The 17335-nt window shown below is 61.3% G+C and carries 14 protein-coding genes; 3 read left to right on the forward strand and 11 right to left on the reverse strand.

Features of this window, described 5'->3' with window-relative positions; genetic code table 11:
• The first annotated feature begins 263 nt into the window (after window positions 1-263).
• The gene (locus tag ACCD00_RS26210; protein ID WP_413428199.1) at window positions 264-719 is read left to right on the forward strand and encodes a hypothetical protein; all 456 of its coding nucleotides are present in this window, start codon (window positions 264-266) and stop codon (window positions 717-719) included.
• A 46-nt stretch (window positions 720-765) separates the two neighbouring features.
• Here the strand turns inward: ACCD00_RS26210 and ACCD00_RS26215 are convergent, their stop codons facing one another.
• Window positions 766-2148, reverse strand: a complete 1383-nt coding sequence (locus ACCD00_RS26215; RefSeq protein WP_413428200.1) for a purine-cytosine permease family protein — start codon at window positions 2146-2148, stop codon at window positions 766-768.
• Between the two features lie 337 nt (window positions 2149-2485).
• On the opposite strand from ACCD00_RS26215, the gene ACCD00_RS26220 reads away from it, so the two are divergent.
• Complete coding sequence (locus tag ACCD00_RS26220) at window positions 2486-2974, forward strand: GNAT family N-acetyltransferase (RefSeq protein WP_413428201.1); 489 nt, start codon at window positions 2486-2488, stop codon at window positions 2972-2974.
• Window positions 2975-3183: 209 nt separating this feature from the next.
• On the opposite strand, the gene ACCD00_RS26225 is transcribed toward ACCD00_RS26220, so the two are convergent.
• The 10 genes from ACCD00_RS26225 to ACCD00_RS26270 form a co-directional block, all read right to left on the reverse strand.
• Complete coding sequence (locus tag ACCD00_RS26225; RefSeq protein ID WP_413428202.1) at window positions 3184-3879, reverse strand: TetR/AcrR family transcriptional regulator; 696 nt, start codon at window positions 3877-3879, stop codon at window positions 3184-3186.
• A gap of 32 nt (window positions 3880-3911) precedes the next feature.
• Window positions 3912-5540 (reverse strand): methyl-accepting chemotaxis protein, encoded by a 1629-nt coding sequence (locus ACCD00_RS26230; protein ID WP_413428203.1) that lies wholly within the window; start codon window positions 5538-5540, stop codon window positions 3912-3914.
• Between the two features lie 65 nt (window positions 5541-5605).
• Entirely contained in the window at window positions 5606-6757 is a 1152-nt protein-coding gene (locus ACCD00_RS26235; RefSeq protein WP_413428204.1) for an acyl-CoA dehydrogenase family protein, read from the reverse strand.
• Between the two features lie 18 nt (window positions 6758-6775).
• Window positions 6776-7864 (reverse strand): enoyl-CoA hydratase/isomerase family protein, encoded by a 1089-nt coding sequence (locus ACCD00_RS26240; RefSeq protein ID WP_413428205.1) that lies wholly within the window; start codon window positions 7862-7864, stop codon window positions 6776-6778.
• A gap of 2 nt (window positions 7865-7866) precedes the next feature.
• Window positions 7867-8757: a 3-hydroxyisobutyrate dehydrogenase gene (gene mmsB, locus ACCD00_RS26245; RefSeq protein ID WP_413428206.1), complete on the reverse strand. Its 891-nt coding sequence runs from the start codon at window positions 8755-8757 to the stop codon at window positions 7867-7869.
• Between the two features lie 110 nt (window positions 8758-8867).
• A complete protein-coding gene (locus ACCD00_RS26250) occupies window positions 8868-10376 on the reverse strand; it encodes a CoA-acylating methylmalonate-semialdehyde dehydrogenase (protein ID WP_413428207.1) in 1509 nt (502 codons plus the stop codon).
• 102 nt (window positions 10377-10478) lie between these two features.
• A complete protein-coding gene (locus tag ACCD00_RS26255) occupies window positions 10479-12182 on the reverse strand; it encodes an AMP-binding protein (protein WP_413428208.1) in 1704 nt (567 codons plus the stop codon).
• Window positions 12183-12469: 287 nt separating this feature from the next.
• Window positions 12470-13720, reverse strand: coding sequence for an OprD family porin (locus tag ACCD00_RS26260; RefSeq protein ID WP_413428209.1), 1251 nt, complete (start codon window positions 13718-13720; stop codon window positions 12470-12472).
• Window positions 13721-13892: 172 nt separating this feature from the next.
• Window positions 13893-15542, reverse strand: coding sequence for a cation acetate symporter (locus ACCD00_RS26265; protein WP_413428210.1), 1650 nt, complete (start codon window positions 15540-15542; stop codon window positions 13893-13895).
• Window positions 15539-15868 (reverse strand): DUF485 domain-containing protein, encoded by a 330-nt coding sequence (locus tag ACCD00_RS26270; RefSeq protein ID WP_413428211.1) that lies wholly within the window; start codon window positions 15866-15868, stop codon window positions 15539-15541. The genes ACCD00_RS26265 and ACCD00_RS26270 overlap by 4 nt, the downstream gene beginning before the upstream one ends.
• A 421-nt stretch (window positions 15869-16289) precedes the next feature.
• On the opposite strand from ACCD00_RS26270, the gene ACCD00_RS26275 reads away from it, so the two are divergent.
• Entirely contained in the window at window positions 16290-17240 is a 951-nt protein-coding gene (locus ACCD00_RS26275) for a LysR family transcriptional regulator (protein WP_413428212.1), read from the forward strand.
• The last annotated feature ends 95 nt before the right edge of the window (window positions 17241-17335 follow it).

The following is a 17335-nucleotide window of genomic DNA, read 5'->3' on the forward strand; positions in this document are numbered from 1 at the left end:
CCGGAAAACACTAAACTACGAAACGCCCGCTGAACGATTTAGCCAATCTGTTGCATCGACCGGTTGAATCCACAACCGTTTTCTGCCTGTCGCGACCAGTTGAATCCACAACCCATAACGGACACTGAGGACGAGCGCCAAATGACGGTACCTCGATACCGCTGGAGGCCTTGAAAATAGTGGAGTGGGTGAACTGCTGCGGGAAAAGCGTGCAGCGCTAGAGTTGTGGCATGCTGAAATATCGAGGGTAATTGGAGAAAATCATGGCGGCTAAATACAGCGGCCAGCACTGCGCTGAGATGGCCCTCCACTGGGTTGCATATCAGCTCGGGCGCTCTGGGCTGTCCACACTTCCAACCGCGCGCAATGCTGCAGGGGCCGATCTATTTGTCTACGGCGATGATTGCGCCATGGCAATCGGCGTTCAAGTGAAAGGCAGACAAACACGCGGTGACGTCCCACTCGGCCACGACTTGGGGAAAATCAAAGGCGCGTTCTGGGTTATTGCGAGCAATGTAGGTTCAGACTCGCCGGTGTGCCATGTCCTGACCCCCGACGAGGTAAAGAACCAAGCCACTCGCGACAGTAATCCAAGCAAAGGCTCCGGGAAGCATCACTACTGGTTAAAGCCGTCTGCATTCGAGCAGGAGCAGTTTGTTGAGGCGTGGGAGCGAATAGCCCGAGCCATCAAGCTGCAGGCTGAGAAGGTCGGAGTATGACGCCGGGAGAGCTGAACCGCCGCAATGCCGCATTTTGGGAGAAATGCTATTCGAGAGATCTTTGACCAAACATGCGCGAGCTTTTAACAACTGGTCGGCTGTTGACCGTACAGTACAGCCCCCCGGCCAACACCAACCCCATCGCCCAACTAATGTCGGCGCCTAGCCAGTTCGCTACAAAGCCTGTGTAGAACGAGAGTTTCATGAAGGGAATCGTGCCGATTATCGAAACGGCATAAACCATAAGGGTTCGCCCGTTGAAGCGGGCGTAGCGGCCTTTAGGGTCGTACAGGTCACCTACTTCATAGTGACCGCGACACACCCAGTAATAATCAACCAGGTTGATCGCACTCCAGGGAATCAGCAAATACAACTGACCGATCAGAATGTCCGCAAAAAACGTGTCAAAACGGTACTGGGTGGCTATGGCGATCAGGGTGGCAGCAACGGTCAACATGGCCATCACCAACGCTTTTGCTGGAGCCGTGACGTATTTGAGCCCTCCAAAGGCTCCGAATATCGTGACCGAAGACATATAGGCGCTGTACAAGCAGAGTACGTTGTACTGGATGACGCCAAGCGCGATCACGCCCAGTACCAAAGGTGCCCACGGGCCAAACAACGTGGCAATGGCGGTTGCAGGGTCGCGTTCGAGCGCTGCAGGTATCGCTACTGCCAGTAAAGCGCCTAATGCCATCATGGCAAAAGAGCCCAGTGCGCAACCGCAATAGGTTGTCCAGAACGTGGCGCGGGTGCTCACGTTCGCGGGGAGGTAACGCGAGTAGTCTGCCACGTAGGGGCCGTAACCTAAAGTCCAGGAGGCCGCCTGCGCTATGACCAGGTTAAAGGCGGCCAGCGTAAAGCCCGTACCTGAGACTGTTGTTGATGCCGCGTCGCTGGGGTGCAGCAGGATCAAGGCCAAGGCGCTTGCAAACACCAGGGTAGATAACAGGCTCATCCACGCCCCCATACGGTGGATCAGCTCGTAGCCTATAAAACCAATGATGAAAGTCAGAACGCCAACCACCACAATGGCCTGGTCGTCGCTCATTGGCACCAGCGCCTTTAAGGCATCGCGCATCAAGACGCCGCTGGCGGCAAGAAATAGCACCGCCGCCGTGACCATTACCAGCAAGGGGATCGCGGCTCCGTAAACACCGAACTGTGCCCGGCTCTGGATCATTTGTGGAACCCCCAAGTGAGGGCCCTGGGCGGAGTGCGCGGCCATGAACACGGTGCCGACCAGATTGCCAATCAGCAGGCCCAGCAATGTCCAGCCGAAGCTCAACCCCGAGGCGATACCCAGCGTACCAACCATCAAAGCGGTCACTTGGAAATTGGAACTGAACCAGATGGTGAACAACCGCCGCGGCGTTCCGTAACGTTCACTGTGAGGGACAAACTCGATACTACGCTTTTCCAGCTTCACGACCGCCTCCTGATTTATTTTCGTGATTATCAGATAGGCATCGATAGCTTTTCGGCCCAGCTGCGAACGCCTCATAGCTAGTAGCGCCATACCCTCACTTAAATTGCAGGTGTTTTCACACAGCCTGGGTCGCGCTCTGCCGGTCATGGATACGAAATGTGCAGGTCAAGTCCGATGCACATGGCTGGTCAGGTCGAATGCAAATGGGTGGTCAAGTCAGTGCAATTAACCAACTAACCACCGCAGGTTGCGAGAGAATCACCCCTGGTTTCGTAGACAGACGGAATGACCACTTTTAGCCGCTAAAGTACTGACTCATGGAGCTTGGAGACGAGCAATGAAACTGAACCACAGGCCAGTGAAGGCTAGCGACGTAAAAATGATCTGCGGCTTTCCTCAGAACACTCAAGAGTTGTTTTTCATGTTTCCGAAGGCGCACTTTCCGCTAACGGAAACGCAGTTGAATACCGCGATCTCCCAACGCTTCGACTCTACTGTCGTGGAGATCAATGGGACTGTCGTTGGGTTTGCCAATTTCTATCGAGCTGAACGCAATGGCATTTGCTGTATCGGCAATGTCATCGTCTCGCCGAGCGCTCGGGGCGAAGGAGTAGCCACGTTTCTCGTAGAGACGATGACCGGCTTGGCATTCGAGCGTTACGGAGCCAACGAGGTGCAGATTTCCTGTTTTAACGAAAACACGGCAGGGCTGCTGCTCTACCCCAAGCTTGGGTTTGTGCCTTATGCCATTGAGGAGCGACCTTCTTCGGGAAACGGCCGATCGGCCCTCATACACATGACGCGCAGCAGAAGCTCGACAGATTGAATACACCGTCGATTGCTACCTTGGATGACAGGCAGAAATCGGCTGGTTCAGGGTGATGGAAAGCAATGGCATGTCCGCAAATGGCTGATGGCTGCCCTTGGTGAGAGGCAGCTTTTGGCTGTGGATTCAACCGGTCGACGCAACAGATTGGCTAAATCGTTCAGCCTGCTGTAATCGAACGTAAATACCGACATTTTCAGAGCGCTGTCTCACGAGCGGTAGATGATTGGTTTTTCCGGGAATTTGCAACCGGTGGCATGAGTCGCCTGCAATGCACCGTGGAGGGCACCCATGACGATCTCATGTAACAGCTTGCGCCGTGCTCCCTTGCTCGCCTGGGATTCTGCAATCCAGGCCGGCAGTTGGTTGAGCAGGGAAACGATGCTGCTCAAGGTATCACGCTGGGTGACGCTCAGCGGTGTACCCGTAAGCTGCTCTATCGTTCCCAACAGGTGTTCCTCATAGCGCCGACGTAAAGTCAGGATCAAGGCTTGCTGTTCGCTGCTTAGACAATGGAGGTCATACTCCGCCAGGCGGAAATGCGCTCCCATACGCTCATGCAGCAAGAGGTGCGCCTCAAGCAGGCCATGCAGCCGTACGGCGGGCGCGGATTTGCGACGGTTCACCTGGCTGGCGCCATGAAGCAACTGTTCGTAGAGTTCCTCGATCAGTTCGAACAGCAGTGCCTCCTTGCTTTCGATGTGGTTGTAAATGGAGCCGACCTTGATGCCCAGATAAGCAGCCAGGTCGCGCATGCTTACCCGGCTGAAACCACATCTGGCGAATAGCTCGAGTGCCTTGTGGCGGGTTTCCAGGTAGCGCGAGTGGTGCACGTGTTCGATGGGCCTCGCCAACAGTGCGTTCGGGCTGGCGCAACGGGGCGTGACTGGCTGGGGGGCAGTCATGGAATCAATACCTCCATCGTTGCTCATCCACCTCATACGCGAAACTGCCCCAATAACCGATTGAGCTGGCCCGCCAGCTGGCCCAATTCCAGGCTGGCCTCGTTGGACCGGTCTGCCGCCAGGGCATTCTCGTGGGCCAGCGAGGCTGCGCGGGTGACATTCTGGCTAATGTCCTCGACCACGTGGGACTGTTCCAGGGTGGCACTGGCGATCGAGGCGTTCAGTTCGGTGAGGTTGCGCAGCGCGCCGATGACCTGGTGCAGGCTTTCACCGGTTTCGCGGGCCTGTTCCACGGTTTGTTGAGCGGCTTGACTGCTGGCAGTGATGACATTGACCGCCGCTTCCGAGTTGCCCTGCAGGCGCTCGATCATGCCCTGGATTTGCGCGGTGGACTGCTGGGTGCGTTGTGCCAACAGGCGCACTTCGTCTGCCACCACGGCGAAGCCGCGACCCTGTTCGCCAGCGCGCGCCGCCTCGATTGCAGCGTTCAGCGCCAGCAGGTTGGTCTGCTCGGCGATGGCGCGGATCACTTCCAGCACGCTGCCGATCTGGGTGCTTTCCTGGGCCAGGCTCTGGATCACTTCGACGGCCTGGCCAATGGTCTCGGACAACTTATCGATCTGGTGCAGGCTGCTATCGATGTTGTGCTGGCCCTGGCGTGCCTGCTCATCGGCCTGGCGTACTTCGTTGGCGGCGTGCTCAGCGTTCTTCGCTACTTCCTGCACAGCGTAGGAAACCTCGTGAATGGCGGCGGCCACCAGTTCCATCTGCTGTGACTGCTGCTGACTGTGGCGCTGGCTGTCGCTGGCGATCTCACCGAGCGATTGCGAGGCCTTGTCCAGGCTGCCGGCACTCTGCATGGACTGGCCGATCACCGCGCGCAGCTTGCTGGTGAACGCATTGAAGTGGCCGCTCAAGGCGGTCAGCTCATCGCGCCAGCGACTGTCCAGGTTGTGCGTCAGGTCGGCTTCGCCGCTGGCGATGTTCTCCATGGCATTGACCACCTGCGCCAGTGGCGAGGCTATGCTGCGGGCAATCAGCAGGATCAGCACGCTGAGCAGCAGGGCGATCGTCACCAGAATGACGAAGGTCTGCATCAGCTGGCGGCGGAACTCGACTTGCACGTCGTCGATGTAAATGCCCGAACCCACAATCCAGCCCCAGGGCTTGAATAGTTCGACATAGGAAACCTTCTCCACCGGCGTGTCGGAGCCCGGCTTTGGCCAGCGGTAATGCACCAGACCGGAGCCGTCGCGCATTGCCACGGTCACCATCTCGTCGAACAGTGCCTTGCCATCAGGGTCGCGGGTGCCGGCCATGCGCTTGCCCTCGAGCTTGGCATTGGGGTGCATGACCATGCGCGTGTCGAGGTCTTCGATCCAGAAGTAGTCCTCGCGGTCGTAGCGCAGGTCGCGTATGACCGCGCGGGCCTGTTGTTGCGCCTGCTCACGATCCAGACCCTGGCTTTCCAGGTTTTGGAAGTGACGCAGGATGCCGCTGGCGGTCTCGACCACATGACGGGTTTTCAGCGCCTTGGCCGCGTAGAGGTCGTCATGGTTTTGCTTGAGCATCAGGCCGGCGAGAATCAGCAGCATCAGGATGGACGTCAGCAGGATCAACCATAGACGGTGGCTGATGGGAATATTGCGCAGGCCGGGCATGGGCAACTCCAGAAGGGGGTGGAAGAAGGGGCGGCCGGACGCAGCGGGCGCGTCCGGCCAACGGCTCAGAGCGCGTAGTGGGCCAGCTCGCGGGCGATCAGCAGGCGCTGGACCTCGCTGGTGCCTTCGTAGATCTGGGTGATGCGCGCATCGCGGTAATAGCGCTCTACCGGGTAGTCCTCCAGGTAGCCGTAGCCGCCATGGATCTGCATGGCGCTGGAGCACACGCGCTCGGCCATTTCCGAGGCGAACAGCTTGGCCTGGGACGCTTGCGACAGGCACGGTTGCCCGGCGCTTTTCAGGCGCGCGGCATGCAGCACCAGCAGGCGGGTAGCATTGAGCCGGGTGTGCATATCAGCGAGCAGGTTGGACACGCTCTGGTGCTCGATGATCGGCTTGCCGAACTGGATGCGTTCGCGGGCATAACCCAGGGCAGCCTCGAAGGCGGCGCGGGCGATTCCCAGAGCCTGGGCGGCGATGCCGATGCGACCGCCTTCGAGGTTGGACAGGGCAATGGCCAGGCCTTTGCCGCGCTCGCCCAGCAGATTGGCCTGGGGGATCATGCAGTCGCTCAGGGTCACCGCGCAGGTATCGGAGGCCTTGATGCCCATCTTGTGTTCGCTGCGGTCGACCACGAATCCGGGGTTGTCGGTTGGCACCAGGAAGGCCGACAGGCCCTTCTTGCCCAGCTCCGGATCGGTGACGGCGAAGACAATGGCCAGCTTGGCGCGTTTGCCGTTGCTGACGAACTGCTTGGCACCGTTGAGTACCCACTGGCCGTCGCGCAGCTCGGCGCGAGTGCGCAGGTTGTGTGCTTCGGTGCCGGCCTGTGGTTCGGTCAAGCAGAAGCAGCCGATTGCCTGGCCGCTGGCCAGAAGCGGCAGCCAGCTGTCTTGCTGGGACGGGGTGCCATATTTCAGCAGAGGGCCGCAGCCCACTGAATTGTGGATGCTCATCAATGCGCCGAGGGCACCGTCGCCGGCCGAGATTTCCTCCACGGCCAGGGCGTAGGCCACATAGTCGGTGTAGCTGCCGCCCCAAGTGTCCGGCACCACCATGCCCAGCAGGCCCAGTTCACCCATCTGCGCCACCACGGCGTCATCGATCCAGCCTGCCTTCTCCCAGGCTTGGGCATGCGGGCCGACTTCGCTGCGGGCGAAGTCGCGTGCCATGTCGCGGATCATGCGTTGTTCTTCGGTCAATTCGATATCGTGCATTGCGTTGTCTCCTGCTGATCAGGCGATGCGAAGGGGAGGGCTGGAGGCTGGCCGGAAACCGCTGAAAAAGGCCTGCACCCGCGTTGGTGCCAGCTCTGCCAGGGTTGACGGATTCCAGCGGGGGCTTTTGTCCTTGTCGATGATCAGGGCGCGTATGCCTTCCATCAGGTCGCCCTTGTCGAACCACTGATAGTCCAGATGCAACTCCAGGGCGAAGCAGTCGGCCAGGTTCAGGAATCGACCGCGACGCAACAGCTCCAGTGTCGTGGCCATCGCCAGCGGCGAGCGGCTGTCGAGTAGCGCGACCGTCTGTTCGGCCCAGTCGCGCAGCTCGGGACGCTGCTCAAGTTGCAGCGCGTTGCGAATCGCCGACACATCAGGCAGGGCGAAATATTCATCGATTGCCTGGCGATACGCCTTGAGTTCCGACCCCGCTATACGCTCGGTAGCGAGGCCGTCGAGCAAGTCTCGCAGGTCTTCTTCAGGTGCACTGGTCCAACTCACATAGTCCAGAGCGGCATCCAGTTCCGCCAACCGCTCGCTGGACAGGCAGTAGTCAGCCAGATTGGCATAAAGCGCATCGGCGGCACGGACCTGGCAGCCTGTAACCCCCAGATAAATACCCAGCTCACCCGGAAGGCGCGGCAGGAAATAGCTGCTGCCGACATCGGGGAAAAAGCCGATGCCGACTTCCGGCATTCCCATCCTCGTGCGCTCGGTGATCACCCGCAGTGAGGCAGTCTGTGCCAGCCCCATGCCACCGCCCAGAACAAAACCATCCAGCAGCGCCAGCACCGGTTTGGAGTAGCCATGCAGGTACTCGTCCAGGGCGTACTCCTGCTCCAGGAACAGCTCGTGCAGATCGTCGCCGCCCTTGTGACTGTCGTACAGCATGCGGATGTCGCCACCGGCACAGAAGGCTTTTTCTCCGGCGCCACGGAGGGTCACGGCGACGATCTCCGGATCCCGTTCCCAGGCCGATAGATGCCGGTACAGCTGCGTCACCATGGTCAGGTCGAGGGTGTTCAACGCGCTCGGTCGATTCAGTGTCAGGTGGCCGATGCGGTTGCGCACACTGGCCAGCACCGGGGCTTGCTGCTCGCTCATGTTCAGGCTTCTCCGCGGAACAGTTTGATGATCGCGGAGAAGTCCAGGCCGCCATTACCCTGCAGGCTGAAGGTCTGGTACAGCTGCTGAGCGGCAGCACCGAGCACCACTGGCTGACGCGCATGTCTGGCTGCTTCGGTGGCCAGGCCGAGGTCCTTGAGCATCAGGTCGGTACCAAAGCCGCCACTGTAACCACGCGAGGCCGGCGCATTCTCCAGCACGCCCGGGAACGGATTGTTGATCTCCGAGCTCCAGCAGCGACCGGTGGAAGTGCCGATGACACCGGCCAGCACCTTGGCATCCATGCCCAGGGCCACACCCAGGGCCATGGCCTCGGCGACGCCGACCATGGAGATGCCGAGCAGCATGTTGTTGGCGATCTTGGCCACCTGACCGTTGCCTGCTGCGCCGCAGTGCACGATGTTCCTGCCCATGGCCGAGAGAATCGGCAGGGCCTGGTCGTACACACTGACCGGGCCGCCGACCATGAAGGTCAGGGTGCCTGCCGTCGCGCCGCCGGTTCCGCCGGATACCGGCGCGTCGAGCATCGGGTTGCCTTGGGCAAGGGCGAATTTGGCCACCTCGCGGGCACTGAGCGGGTCGATGGTCGAACTGTCGATCAACAGCACGCCTTGGCCAATATTGGCCAGCAGGCCGTCCTTGCCCCGATAGACCTGCTTCACGTGCTCGGCGGTTGGCAGCATGGTGATAATCACCCCGACCCCGGCTTTGGCCACGCCGGCAGGCGAGTCAGCGGCGCTGGCGCCGGCCTCGACCAGGGCGGCGACGGCTTGAGGGAAAGGATCGAAGACGGTCAGGCTGTGGCCAGCCTTGAGCAGGTTGCGAGCCATTGGGCCGCCCATGTTGCCCAGGCCGAGAAAACCGATATGCATGATGACTACCTTTAGCGAGTGGGGAGGCGCTACTGCGCATCGACCCGTTATGTCTGGTCTTGCACCGTTCAATTTCTGGCCGGCCGACGCTGGGCGCCGGCCGGCAGAGATCATTTAAGGGTGATGGTGGTGTTCACCGAGCCGCCGGTGTCATCCTCGTCGAACCAGCGCTGGGTGACCGTCTTGGTCTGGGTGTAGAACGTCACCACTTGCTTGCCGTAAGGGCCCAGGTCGCCGAGCTTGGAGGCGCGGGAACCGGAGAAGGAGAACAGCGGAACCGGTACCGGGATCGGCACGTTGATACCCACCTGGCCGACGTCGATTTCTTCCTGGAAGTGACGGGCAGTTGCGCCAGAGCGGGTGAACAGGGCGGTGCCGTTGCCATTCGGGTTGGCGTTGATGATCTCGATCGCCTCGTCCAGGCTGGCTGCGTGCATGACGCACAGTACCGGGCCGAAAATTTCTTCGCGGTACACAGACATTTGTGGAGTGACGCTGGAGAAGATGGTCGGGCCGACGAAGTTGCCGTCCTGGTAGCCAGGCACGCTTGGGTTGCGTCCATCCAGTTCGAGTTTGGCGCCTTCTTCGATGCCGCTGGCGATCAGGCTGTTGACGCGATCCAGCGCCGCGCAGGAGATCACCGGGCCGATGTCGGTGCCAGGCTCGGTGCCGCCATTGATCTTGAGGGTTTTGGTCCGCTCGATCAGGTCCGGCAACCAGGCCTGCGCTTCACCCACCAGGATCACCACCGGCAGGGCCATGCAGCGCTGACCGGCGGCGCCGAACGAGGCGCCCAGCAGGTTGTTCAGCGTCTGCTGTTTGTTGGCATCGGGCAGGACGATGGCGTGGTTCTTCGCGCCCATCATGCACTGTGCGCGTTTGCCATTCTGGGTGGCGCGGTTGTAGACATGGGTGCCGACCTTGGTCGAACCCACGAAGGACACGGCCTTGATGTCCGGATGATCACAAATCAGGTTCACCGCATCGACGCCGCCGTGGATGACATTGAGCACCCCCTTGGGTACACCGGCTTCCAGTGCCAGTTCGACCAGGCGCATGGTCACCAGCGGGTCCTGCTCGGACGGTTTGAGAATGAAGGTGTTGCCAGTGGCGATGGCCATCGGGAACATCCACAGCGGAATCATCGCCGGGAAGTTGAACGGGGTGATGCCGGCGCACACGCCCAGCGGCTGCATCAAGGTGTAGGTGTCGACGCCGTTGGCGACGTTGTTGGCCAACTCGCCCATCTGCAGGTTGCCAATGGAGGTGGCGTGCTCGACCACTTCCAGACCGCGGAACACATCGCCTTCGGCATCGGGCAGGGTTTTACCCTGTTCGGCGGTGAGCAGGGCGGCCAGTTCCTTGATGTTCTCGCGAATCAGTTGCTGGTATTTGAAGAAGATCCGGGAGCGGGCGCCGATCGGTGTCTTGCGCCAGGTCTTGAAGGCTTCCTTGGCGCTGGCGACGGCGGCGTCCATTTCCTCTGCGGTGGCGAAGGGCACGCGAGCGAGGACTTCCTGAGTGGCCGGATTGACCACGTCGCGCCACTGAGTGGTGCGCGATTCGACGAACTCGCCGTTGATCAGGAGCTTGACGCTTGGAACGATGGAAGTGGTCATTTTCGGGTCCTGCCTGGTTTCTTTGGGTCGAGTTAAGCCCCTCGGCCAGATTGGCCGAGCGGTCGGATTTGAATTCGGAAAGGCCGGCGTACCGGCCCCGGTTCAGCCCTTGAGCTGAGGGAAGTCTTCTTCGAAGTACTCTTGTGGGCCGCGCGCGTCGCTCTGACGACGCTGCGTTTCCATCTGCCGCAGTTCTACCCGGCGGATCTTGCCGGAGATGGTCTTGGGCAGCTCGGTGACGAACTCGATGCGTCGTACCCGCTTGTAGGGCGCCAGGTGCTCGCGGGCGAAGGCGAGGATGTTGCCGGCCAACTCGGCGCTCCCGGGTTCGTCATGGGCCAGGATCAGAAACGCCTTGGGCACGGCCAGGCGCAGCGGGTCCGGGCTTGGCACCACGGCCACTTCCATCACCGCCGGGTGCTCGATCAGCGCGCTTTCCAGCTCGAAGGGGCTGATACGGTAGTCGGAGGCTTTGAACACGTCGTCGGCGCGACCGACAAAGGTGATGTAGCCATCCGCGTCGATCTGCGCGGTGTCGCCGGTACGGTAGTAGCCGTCGCGCATCACTTCGGCGGTTTTTTCCGGGCTGTCCTCGTAGCACAGCATCAGGCCGAGTGGTCGCACGTCCAGCGGCAGGGCAACTTCACCCTCATTGCCGGGGACGCCATCGGGGTCAAGCATTGTCACTCGGTAGCCTGGCAGCGGACGGCCCATGGAGCCCGCCTTGAGCGGCTGGCCGGGCGTGTTGCCAACCAGAGCGGTGGTTTCCGACTGACCGAACCCGTCGCGCAATGGAAGGCCCCAGGCATGCTGGATCTGCTCGATGATTTCCGGGTTGAGCGGCTCACCGGCTCCCACCAGTTCGCGCAGGCGCAGGCGTTCCTTTATACCAGCCAGATCCTCCTGGATCAGCATGCGCCATACGGTGGGCGGAGCGCACAGACTGGTGACGCCGTAGCGTTCCAGAGCGCCGAGCAGGGCTGGAGCGCTGAAGCGCGCGACATTGTGGATGAAGATGCAGGCGCCGGCGTTCCACGGCGCGAAGAGGCAGCTCCAGGCGTGCTTGGCCCAGCCCGGTGACGAGATGTTCAGATGCAGGTCGCCCGGCTGCAGGCCGATCCAGTACATGGTCGAAAGGTGGCCGACCGGGTAACTCTGGTGACTGTGCAACACCATCTTCGGCTTGGAGGTAGTGCCGGATGTGAAGTACAGCAGCATCGGGTCGGTGGCCAGCGTGCTGCCCTCGACTTCGAACTGTTCGGAGTGCTCGCTGGCGGCGCTGTGCGGCGTCCAGCCCGCGGGGGCCGGGCCGACGCAGATGCGGGTGCAGCCTTCACCCAGGCCGTCGAACTTGTCGACATGGGCGGCGCCGACCACCAAATGACGCACATGGCCACGCTCGATGCGATCACGCAAGTCTTCAGGGGTCAGCAGGGCGGTGGCGGGGATGACCACGGCGCCGAGCTTGAAGGCTGCCAGCATGGTTTCCCACAGGGCGATGTCGTTACCGAGCATCAGCAGGATGCGTTCGCCGCGGCGTACGCCAAGGGCACGCAGGTGATTGGCCACCTGATTGGAGCGCGAGGCCAGTTGCTGGAAGCTGTAGCATTGCTCGCTGCCGTCCTCTTCGACGATCCACAGGGCATTGGCCTGGTTACCCTCGGCCATGGCGTCAAAGTAATCCAGCGCCCAGTTGAATTCGTTCAGTTGCGGCCAGCGGAAGTCACGCACGGCAGTGGCGTAGTCGGTACGGTGGGCCAGCAGGAAGTCACGAGCGGCGAGGAAGGGTTGGCAGTTGTTGTTCATTGGAGTCTCCCGAGACGCGCGCGGGTACCTGAAAGTGGGGAGACGACGGTAAGCAAGGATGGCTTCACGGTGAGTGCCCTGTTTATTTTTATTGGGACTGACCTGGTTCATGACCAGGCGGTTGAATCGAGTATAGGCATGCATAAATCAAATAAGAACGCTCAAAAAATCCCGTGCGTTATGCAAAAAAACACAGGCTTGCGGCATCCCTGATGCGCCGCAAATGCACAAGGCGGGCGCTGCTCGCACCGTCAGGCGATGTGAGCGGCACCCGCCTTGTGCGGGGCTTACCAGAGCGCCAGGGTATAGCTGAGGATCAGGCGGTTCTCGTTGAGATCGTTACCGAAGTGGGCGGTGCGCACCGTAGCGTTGCGCCACTTGAAACCGAGGTTTTTCAGCGGGCCGCTCTGCACGACGTAGCCTATGTCGGTGTCGCGCTCCCATTCGCGACCGCCTGGCTTGCCGACGCCCAGATCGATGCTGTCGCCGGCCAGGTAGCGGGTCATGAAGGTCAGGCCGGGAATGCCCAGCGCCGCGAAGTTGTAGTCGTAGCGCGCCTGCCAGGAACGCTCGTCCTTGTTGGCGAAGTCGTTGATCTGCACGAAGTTGACCAGGTAAGCATCGCTGCCATTGACGTAGGCAAAGCCGGTGTCGCCGCTCATGCGTTGGTAGCCGAGACCGAAGGCGTGGCCGCCGAGGGCATAGGTGAACATGGCGCCGAAGGCGTTGTTGTCGATGTTGCTGCTGCCGTCGTCGGTGGAGCGGGCGTAGCGCAGGTCGCTCTTGAGCGTCTGGCCTGCGCCCAGCGGCAGCACGTGGACCAGACTGAACTGGTGTTGGTGGTAGAAGTTGTCCAGGCCGCCGTAGTTGTAGCCCGTGTTCAGCCGATCGTTCCACTGGTAGGCAAGGCCGGCGAAGTTGAAGGCGTCGCTGCGGGCCTGGCCACTGACAATGCCCTTGGCGCCGGTGGTGGTGATTGCCATTTTCTCGTAGTCCGAGGAGTCGCGCTGGTTGACCCGATCCACGCGCCCCGCATCGAAACTCAGGCCTTTGATCTCTTGAACGTTCAACTGGCCACCGCGAAATGTTTGCGGCAACAGGCGCGAGTCATTGGCCAGCAGTACCGGCAACTTCGGGGCAAGGGTGCCGAGCTTGAGCACGCTGTTGGACGCTTTGAACTTGGCCGTCAGGCCCAGTTCGCCATACTCGTCCTTGGCGCGCTTGGGTGGCTCGTTATCGCGTTTGAGCAGGCCGGAGCCGGCTCGATCGGGACTGGAGTCGAGCTTGATGCCGAGCTGGCCGAGGGCATCGATGCCGACGCCGATCATGCCGTCGGTATAGCCGGATTCGTAGCGCAGCAGGAAGCCCTGGGCCCATTCTTCTTGCTTGGACTGGGCGGCATTGGCCTGGCGGAAGTCGCGGTTGAAGTAGAAGTTGCGCGTTTCCAGTCTGGCCGTGCTGTCTGCCAGGAAGTCGGCGTGAGCCTGTGCGGCGAGGCCGCTGCCGGCCAGGAACAGGGTGAGGGTGGTGGGTTTCATTGGATGCCTTTTGTTATTTTTGTTGTCGACGAGCCGCTCCCGCGCCATTTGGAGTTGGCGAGGGAAGGGCGCTTTTGGGGTGTCCTGCGCCGAGTGGCGCAGGGCGGGCGTAAAAGAGCGCGAAGCAAAGGAGCGGACTCGCGCTCGGGGCGACAGCCCCGGAAAAGCAGGGTCAGTGACTGCTGGCCATGGCAGCTCCAAGGCCGGTCTGGGCACGGACGAACTGGTCGGCATAGGCGGCGCGTTCGCGGTCGGCGCGTTCGCTGCGGTCAAGCCTGGAAGCGACCACTATGACCAGGAAGGCCAGTGGCATGGAGAACAGCGCCGGCTGGTCGTAAGGGAAGAGCGCCTGGGCATGCCCCAGTACACCGACCCACACAGACGGCGAGCCGATCACCAGGGCCAGTGCGCTGACCAGGCCGGTCAGGCCGCCATAGAGAGCGCCGCGGGTGGTCAGGCCACCCCAGTACATGGCCATGATCAGTACCGGGAAATTCGCCGAGGCGGCAATGCCGAACGTCAGGCCGACCAGGAAGGCGATGTTCTGGCCCTCGAACAGAATACCGAGGGCAATCGCAACGATGCCCAGGCAGACGGTGGCGATGCGCGACACGCGCATTTCCTGTTTCTCGTCGGCGCAGCCCTTCTTCAATACCGAAGCGTAAAGGTCATGGGAGATGGCCGAGGCACCGGCCAGGGCCAGGCCAGCCACCACTGCGAGAATGGTGGCGAAAGCCACGGCAGAGAGGAAACCGAGAAACAGGTTACCGCCCACCGCCTTCGCCAGGTGCATGGCCACCATATTGCTGCCGCCAATCATGGTCCCACCGAGCTTGCCATCGACGTAGTACTGAGGATCCGTGCCGACGATGACGATGGCGGTATAGCCCAGGACGCAGACCACCAGGAAGAAGAAGCCGATGAACACTGTGGCGAACAGCACGGATTTACGCGCCTCCTTGGCATTGGGCACAGTGAAGAAGCGCATCAGGATGTGCGGCAGGCCGGCAATGCCGAAGACCAGTCCAAGAGATAAGGACACCGCGTTGATCGGGTCGGCCAGCAAGGTGCCCGGGCCCATGATCTGCACGCCGCTGGCATGCACGGCCACAGCCTGGGCGGCCAGCGTCTCGAAGCTGAAGTCGAAGCGACTCAGGGCCATCAGCACCAGGGTAGTGCCGCCCGCCAGGAGCAGGACCGCCTTGGTGATCTGTACCCATGTGGTGGCGAGCATGCCGCCGAAGATCACATAGACCAGCATCAGCAGTCCGACTACCACCACCGCGGTGCGGTAGTCGAGACCGAACAGCAGTTTGATCAGTTGACCGGCACCGACCATCTGCACCACTAGATAGCAGCACACCACGGTCAGCGATCCGAGGGCGGCGAAGCTGCGCACGCGGGTTTGATCGAGGCGGTAGGAGACGATGTCGGCGAAGGTGTAGCGCCCCAGGTTGCGCAAGCGCTCGGCCATCAGGAAGGTGACGATGGGCCAGCCGACGAAGAAGCCGATGATGTAAACGAAGCCGTCGTAGCCCTTGGCGAAGACCAGGCTCGACAGGCCCAGCAGAGTTGCCGCCGACATGTAGTCGCCGGCGATTGCCAGGCCATTCTGGAAGCCGGTGATACCGCCACCGGCGCTGTAGAAATCGGCAGCGGAGCGGGTGCGTCGCGCCGCCCACCAGGTGATCAGCAGGGTGGCGAGGACGAAGACGAAAAACATGCCGATGGCGTGCAGGTTGAGCGGTTGCTTCTGCGCAATGATGGGCTCGGCATGGGCCAGCACAGGGCTGAGGGCGAGAAGGGCGGACAGGCGTTTCATGCGCGGGACTCCTGCAGGATCTGCGAGCTGAGTACGTCGAAGCGGGTGTTGGCGCTGTGCACGTACCAGGCGGTGAGTAGCCAGGACAACAGGATGATCGTCACGCCGATGGGCATGCCGAGGCTGAGGTGGCTGCCGTCGTACAGCGGCAGGTGCAGCCAGGCAGGGGCGAAAGCCACCACCATGATGAAGCTGTAATAGATAGCCAGGACCGCGGCGCTCAGCGTCCAGGCCAGCAGTGCACGCTGGCGCGCGAGCCGGTGGAACTTGGGGTTGGCCCTGACCCGTGCACAGGTCTGGACGTGGTTCGGATGGTCGGTCGTCATGGTGAGGCTCCGCATTTCTAGTTGTTTTTGTTGTTCGGCCTTTTGAGGGGCGTACGGGTACCCGGGCAGCGACCCGATGCGGGACGCCACCTGAATGCTGATGTGCTGGAGTTATTGCCGCCCGGATGACCTTGCGGTGGAGAGAGGGCGGTGCAGGAGGGCGGGGGCGATTCGCTGCGCTGCGAGCAGCGGATCGGGCCAACGGCAGACGAGAACCGTGGCCGCGATTGCGCTGTTGCGCAGCTGCTTGAGTCCGGCGTGCAAGCCGGTGTTTATCCATGCGCTCATGCTGTCAGCCCTCGATATTTATTATTGGGGTGGGGGGCTTTCCTGGCCTGAAAACGATGCTGGCCAAGTTGGGTGAGATGCGAGTATATAAGTGCATATTTCCCATATGTATTGGCGGAAAAGCCCGATGGATATGCAAAAATGCACAACGCAGAACCCACTGAACTGGGACGACTTGCGTTTCTTCCTCGAAGTTGCCCGTGCACGCACCGCCAGCGGTGCGGCCCGTCGCCTGGGAGTGGACTACACCACCGTGTCGCGGCGTATCCGCGCACTGGAGCAGTGCCTGGGCGCCCTGCTGTTCGAGAAGTCGCGAACATCCGGTTTTGTCCTGACCGTGGAGGGGCAGCGACTGGTCGGCCACGCCGAATCCCTGGAAAGTACGCTGCTGGTAGCCTGCGAGCAGGTTTTCGGCACCACCGGGGGGCTCGCCGGGCATCTGCGAATCGGCTGTACCGAAGCCTTCGGAACCTGTTTCATCACTGCGCAGATGAGCCACTTCCTTGAGCACTACCCGAATATCTCGGCGGATATTTTGCCGGTCCCGCATTTCATCAACCTGTCACGGCGCGAGGCGGATATCGCCATCACCCTGGAGCGGCCCGAGCGCGGTCCATACGTGTGCTCGCGATTGTGCGACTACCGCCTGCGCCTTTATGCGACGCCGGAGTACCTGGCGAATCATCCGCCGATCGGTTGCCGCGAGGACCTGGACGGCCACCCGTTTGTTACCTACGTCGAGGACCTGGCCTTCAGCTTCAAACTGCTCTACCTGAACGACCTGATGCCCGGAGCCATCAGCCGCCTGCGCAGCACCAGCGTGGTGGCCCATTACCACGCAGCCTTGGAAGGACGGGCGCTGGCCGTCCTGCCCTGCTTCCTCGCCGGCCCCGATCCCCGCCTGTGCGAAGTGCTGCCCGGTGAAGTGGAGATCACGCGACAATTCTGGATGTACTACAGCGAAGATCTGCGCAAGCTGAAACGGATCACCCTGGTGGCCGAGTACCTGCGCGCCTGCGCGGAACTGAATCGTCCGTTACTGATGGGCGAGTCACGCTTGATGAGCTATCTACCGTCACCCTGAGGGCGGTTCATCGGAGCCTGGCGATGAGGCGTGAGTTTCGTTCATTGCGAAAGGCCAGTTGGTCGATGGTCTGGGTTGCGTGTTCGGCTTCTTCG

It is taken from the genome of Pseudomonas sp. Pseusp3 (assembly GCF_047304225.1).
In the GTDB taxonomy this organism is placed as follows: domain Bacteria; phylum Pseudomonadota; class Gammaproteobacteria; order Pseudomonadales; family Pseudomonadaceae; genus Aquipseudomonas; species Aquipseudomonas fluorescens_CD.

Coding starts and splice junctions, on each gene's coding strand:
- ACCD00_RS26210 (WP_413428199.1), top strand. CDS start 264: ATGGCGGCTAAATACAGCGGCCAGCACTGCGCTGAGATGGCCCTCCAC.
- ACCD00_RS26220 (WP_413428201.1), top strand. CDS start 2,486: ATGAAACTGAACCACAGGCCAGTGAAGGCTAGCGACGTAAAAATGATC.
- ACCD00_RS26225 (WP_413428202.1), bottom strand. CDS start 3,879: ATGACTGCCCCCCAGCCAGTCACGCCCCGTTGCGCCAGCCCGAACGCA.
- ACCD00_RS26230 (WP_413428203.1), bottom strand. CDS start 5,540: ATGCCCGGCCTGCGCAATATTCCCATCAGCCACCGTCTATGGTTGATC.
- ACCD00_RS26235 (WP_413428204.1), bottom strand. CDS start 6,757: ATGCACGATATCGAATTGACCGAAGAACAACGCATGATCCGCGACATG.
- ACCD00_RS26240 (WP_413428205.1), bottom strand. CDS start 7,864: ATGAGCGAGCAGCAAGCCCCGGTGCTGGCCAGTGTGCGCAACCGCATC.
- mmsB (WP_413428206.1), bottom strand. CDS start 8,757: ATGCATATCGGTTTTCTCGGCCTGGGCAACATGGGCGGCCCAATGGCT.
- ACCD00_RS26250 (WP_413428207.1), bottom strand. CDS start 10,376: ATGACCACTTCCATCGTTCCAAGCGTCAAGCTCCTGATCAACGGCGAG.
- ACCD00_RS26255 (WP_413428208.1), bottom strand. CDS start 12,182: ATGAACAACAACTGCCAACCCTTCCTCGCCGCTCGTGACTTCCTGCTG.
- ACCD00_RS26260 (WP_413428209.1), bottom strand. CDS start 13,720: ATGAAACCCACCACCCTCACCCTGTTCCTGGCCGGCAGCGGCCTCGCC.
- ACCD00_RS26265 (WP_413428210.1), bottom strand. CDS start 15,542: ATGAAACGCCTGTCCGCCCTTCTCGCCCTCAGCCCTGTGCTGGCCCAT.
- ACCD00_RS26270 (WP_413428211.1), bottom strand. CDS start 15,868: ATGACGACCGACCATCCGAACCACGTCCAGACCTGTGCACGGGTCAGG.
- ACCD00_RS26275 (WP_413428212.1), top strand. CDS start 16,290: ATGCAAAAATGCACAACGCAGAACCCACTGAACTGGGACGACTTGCGT.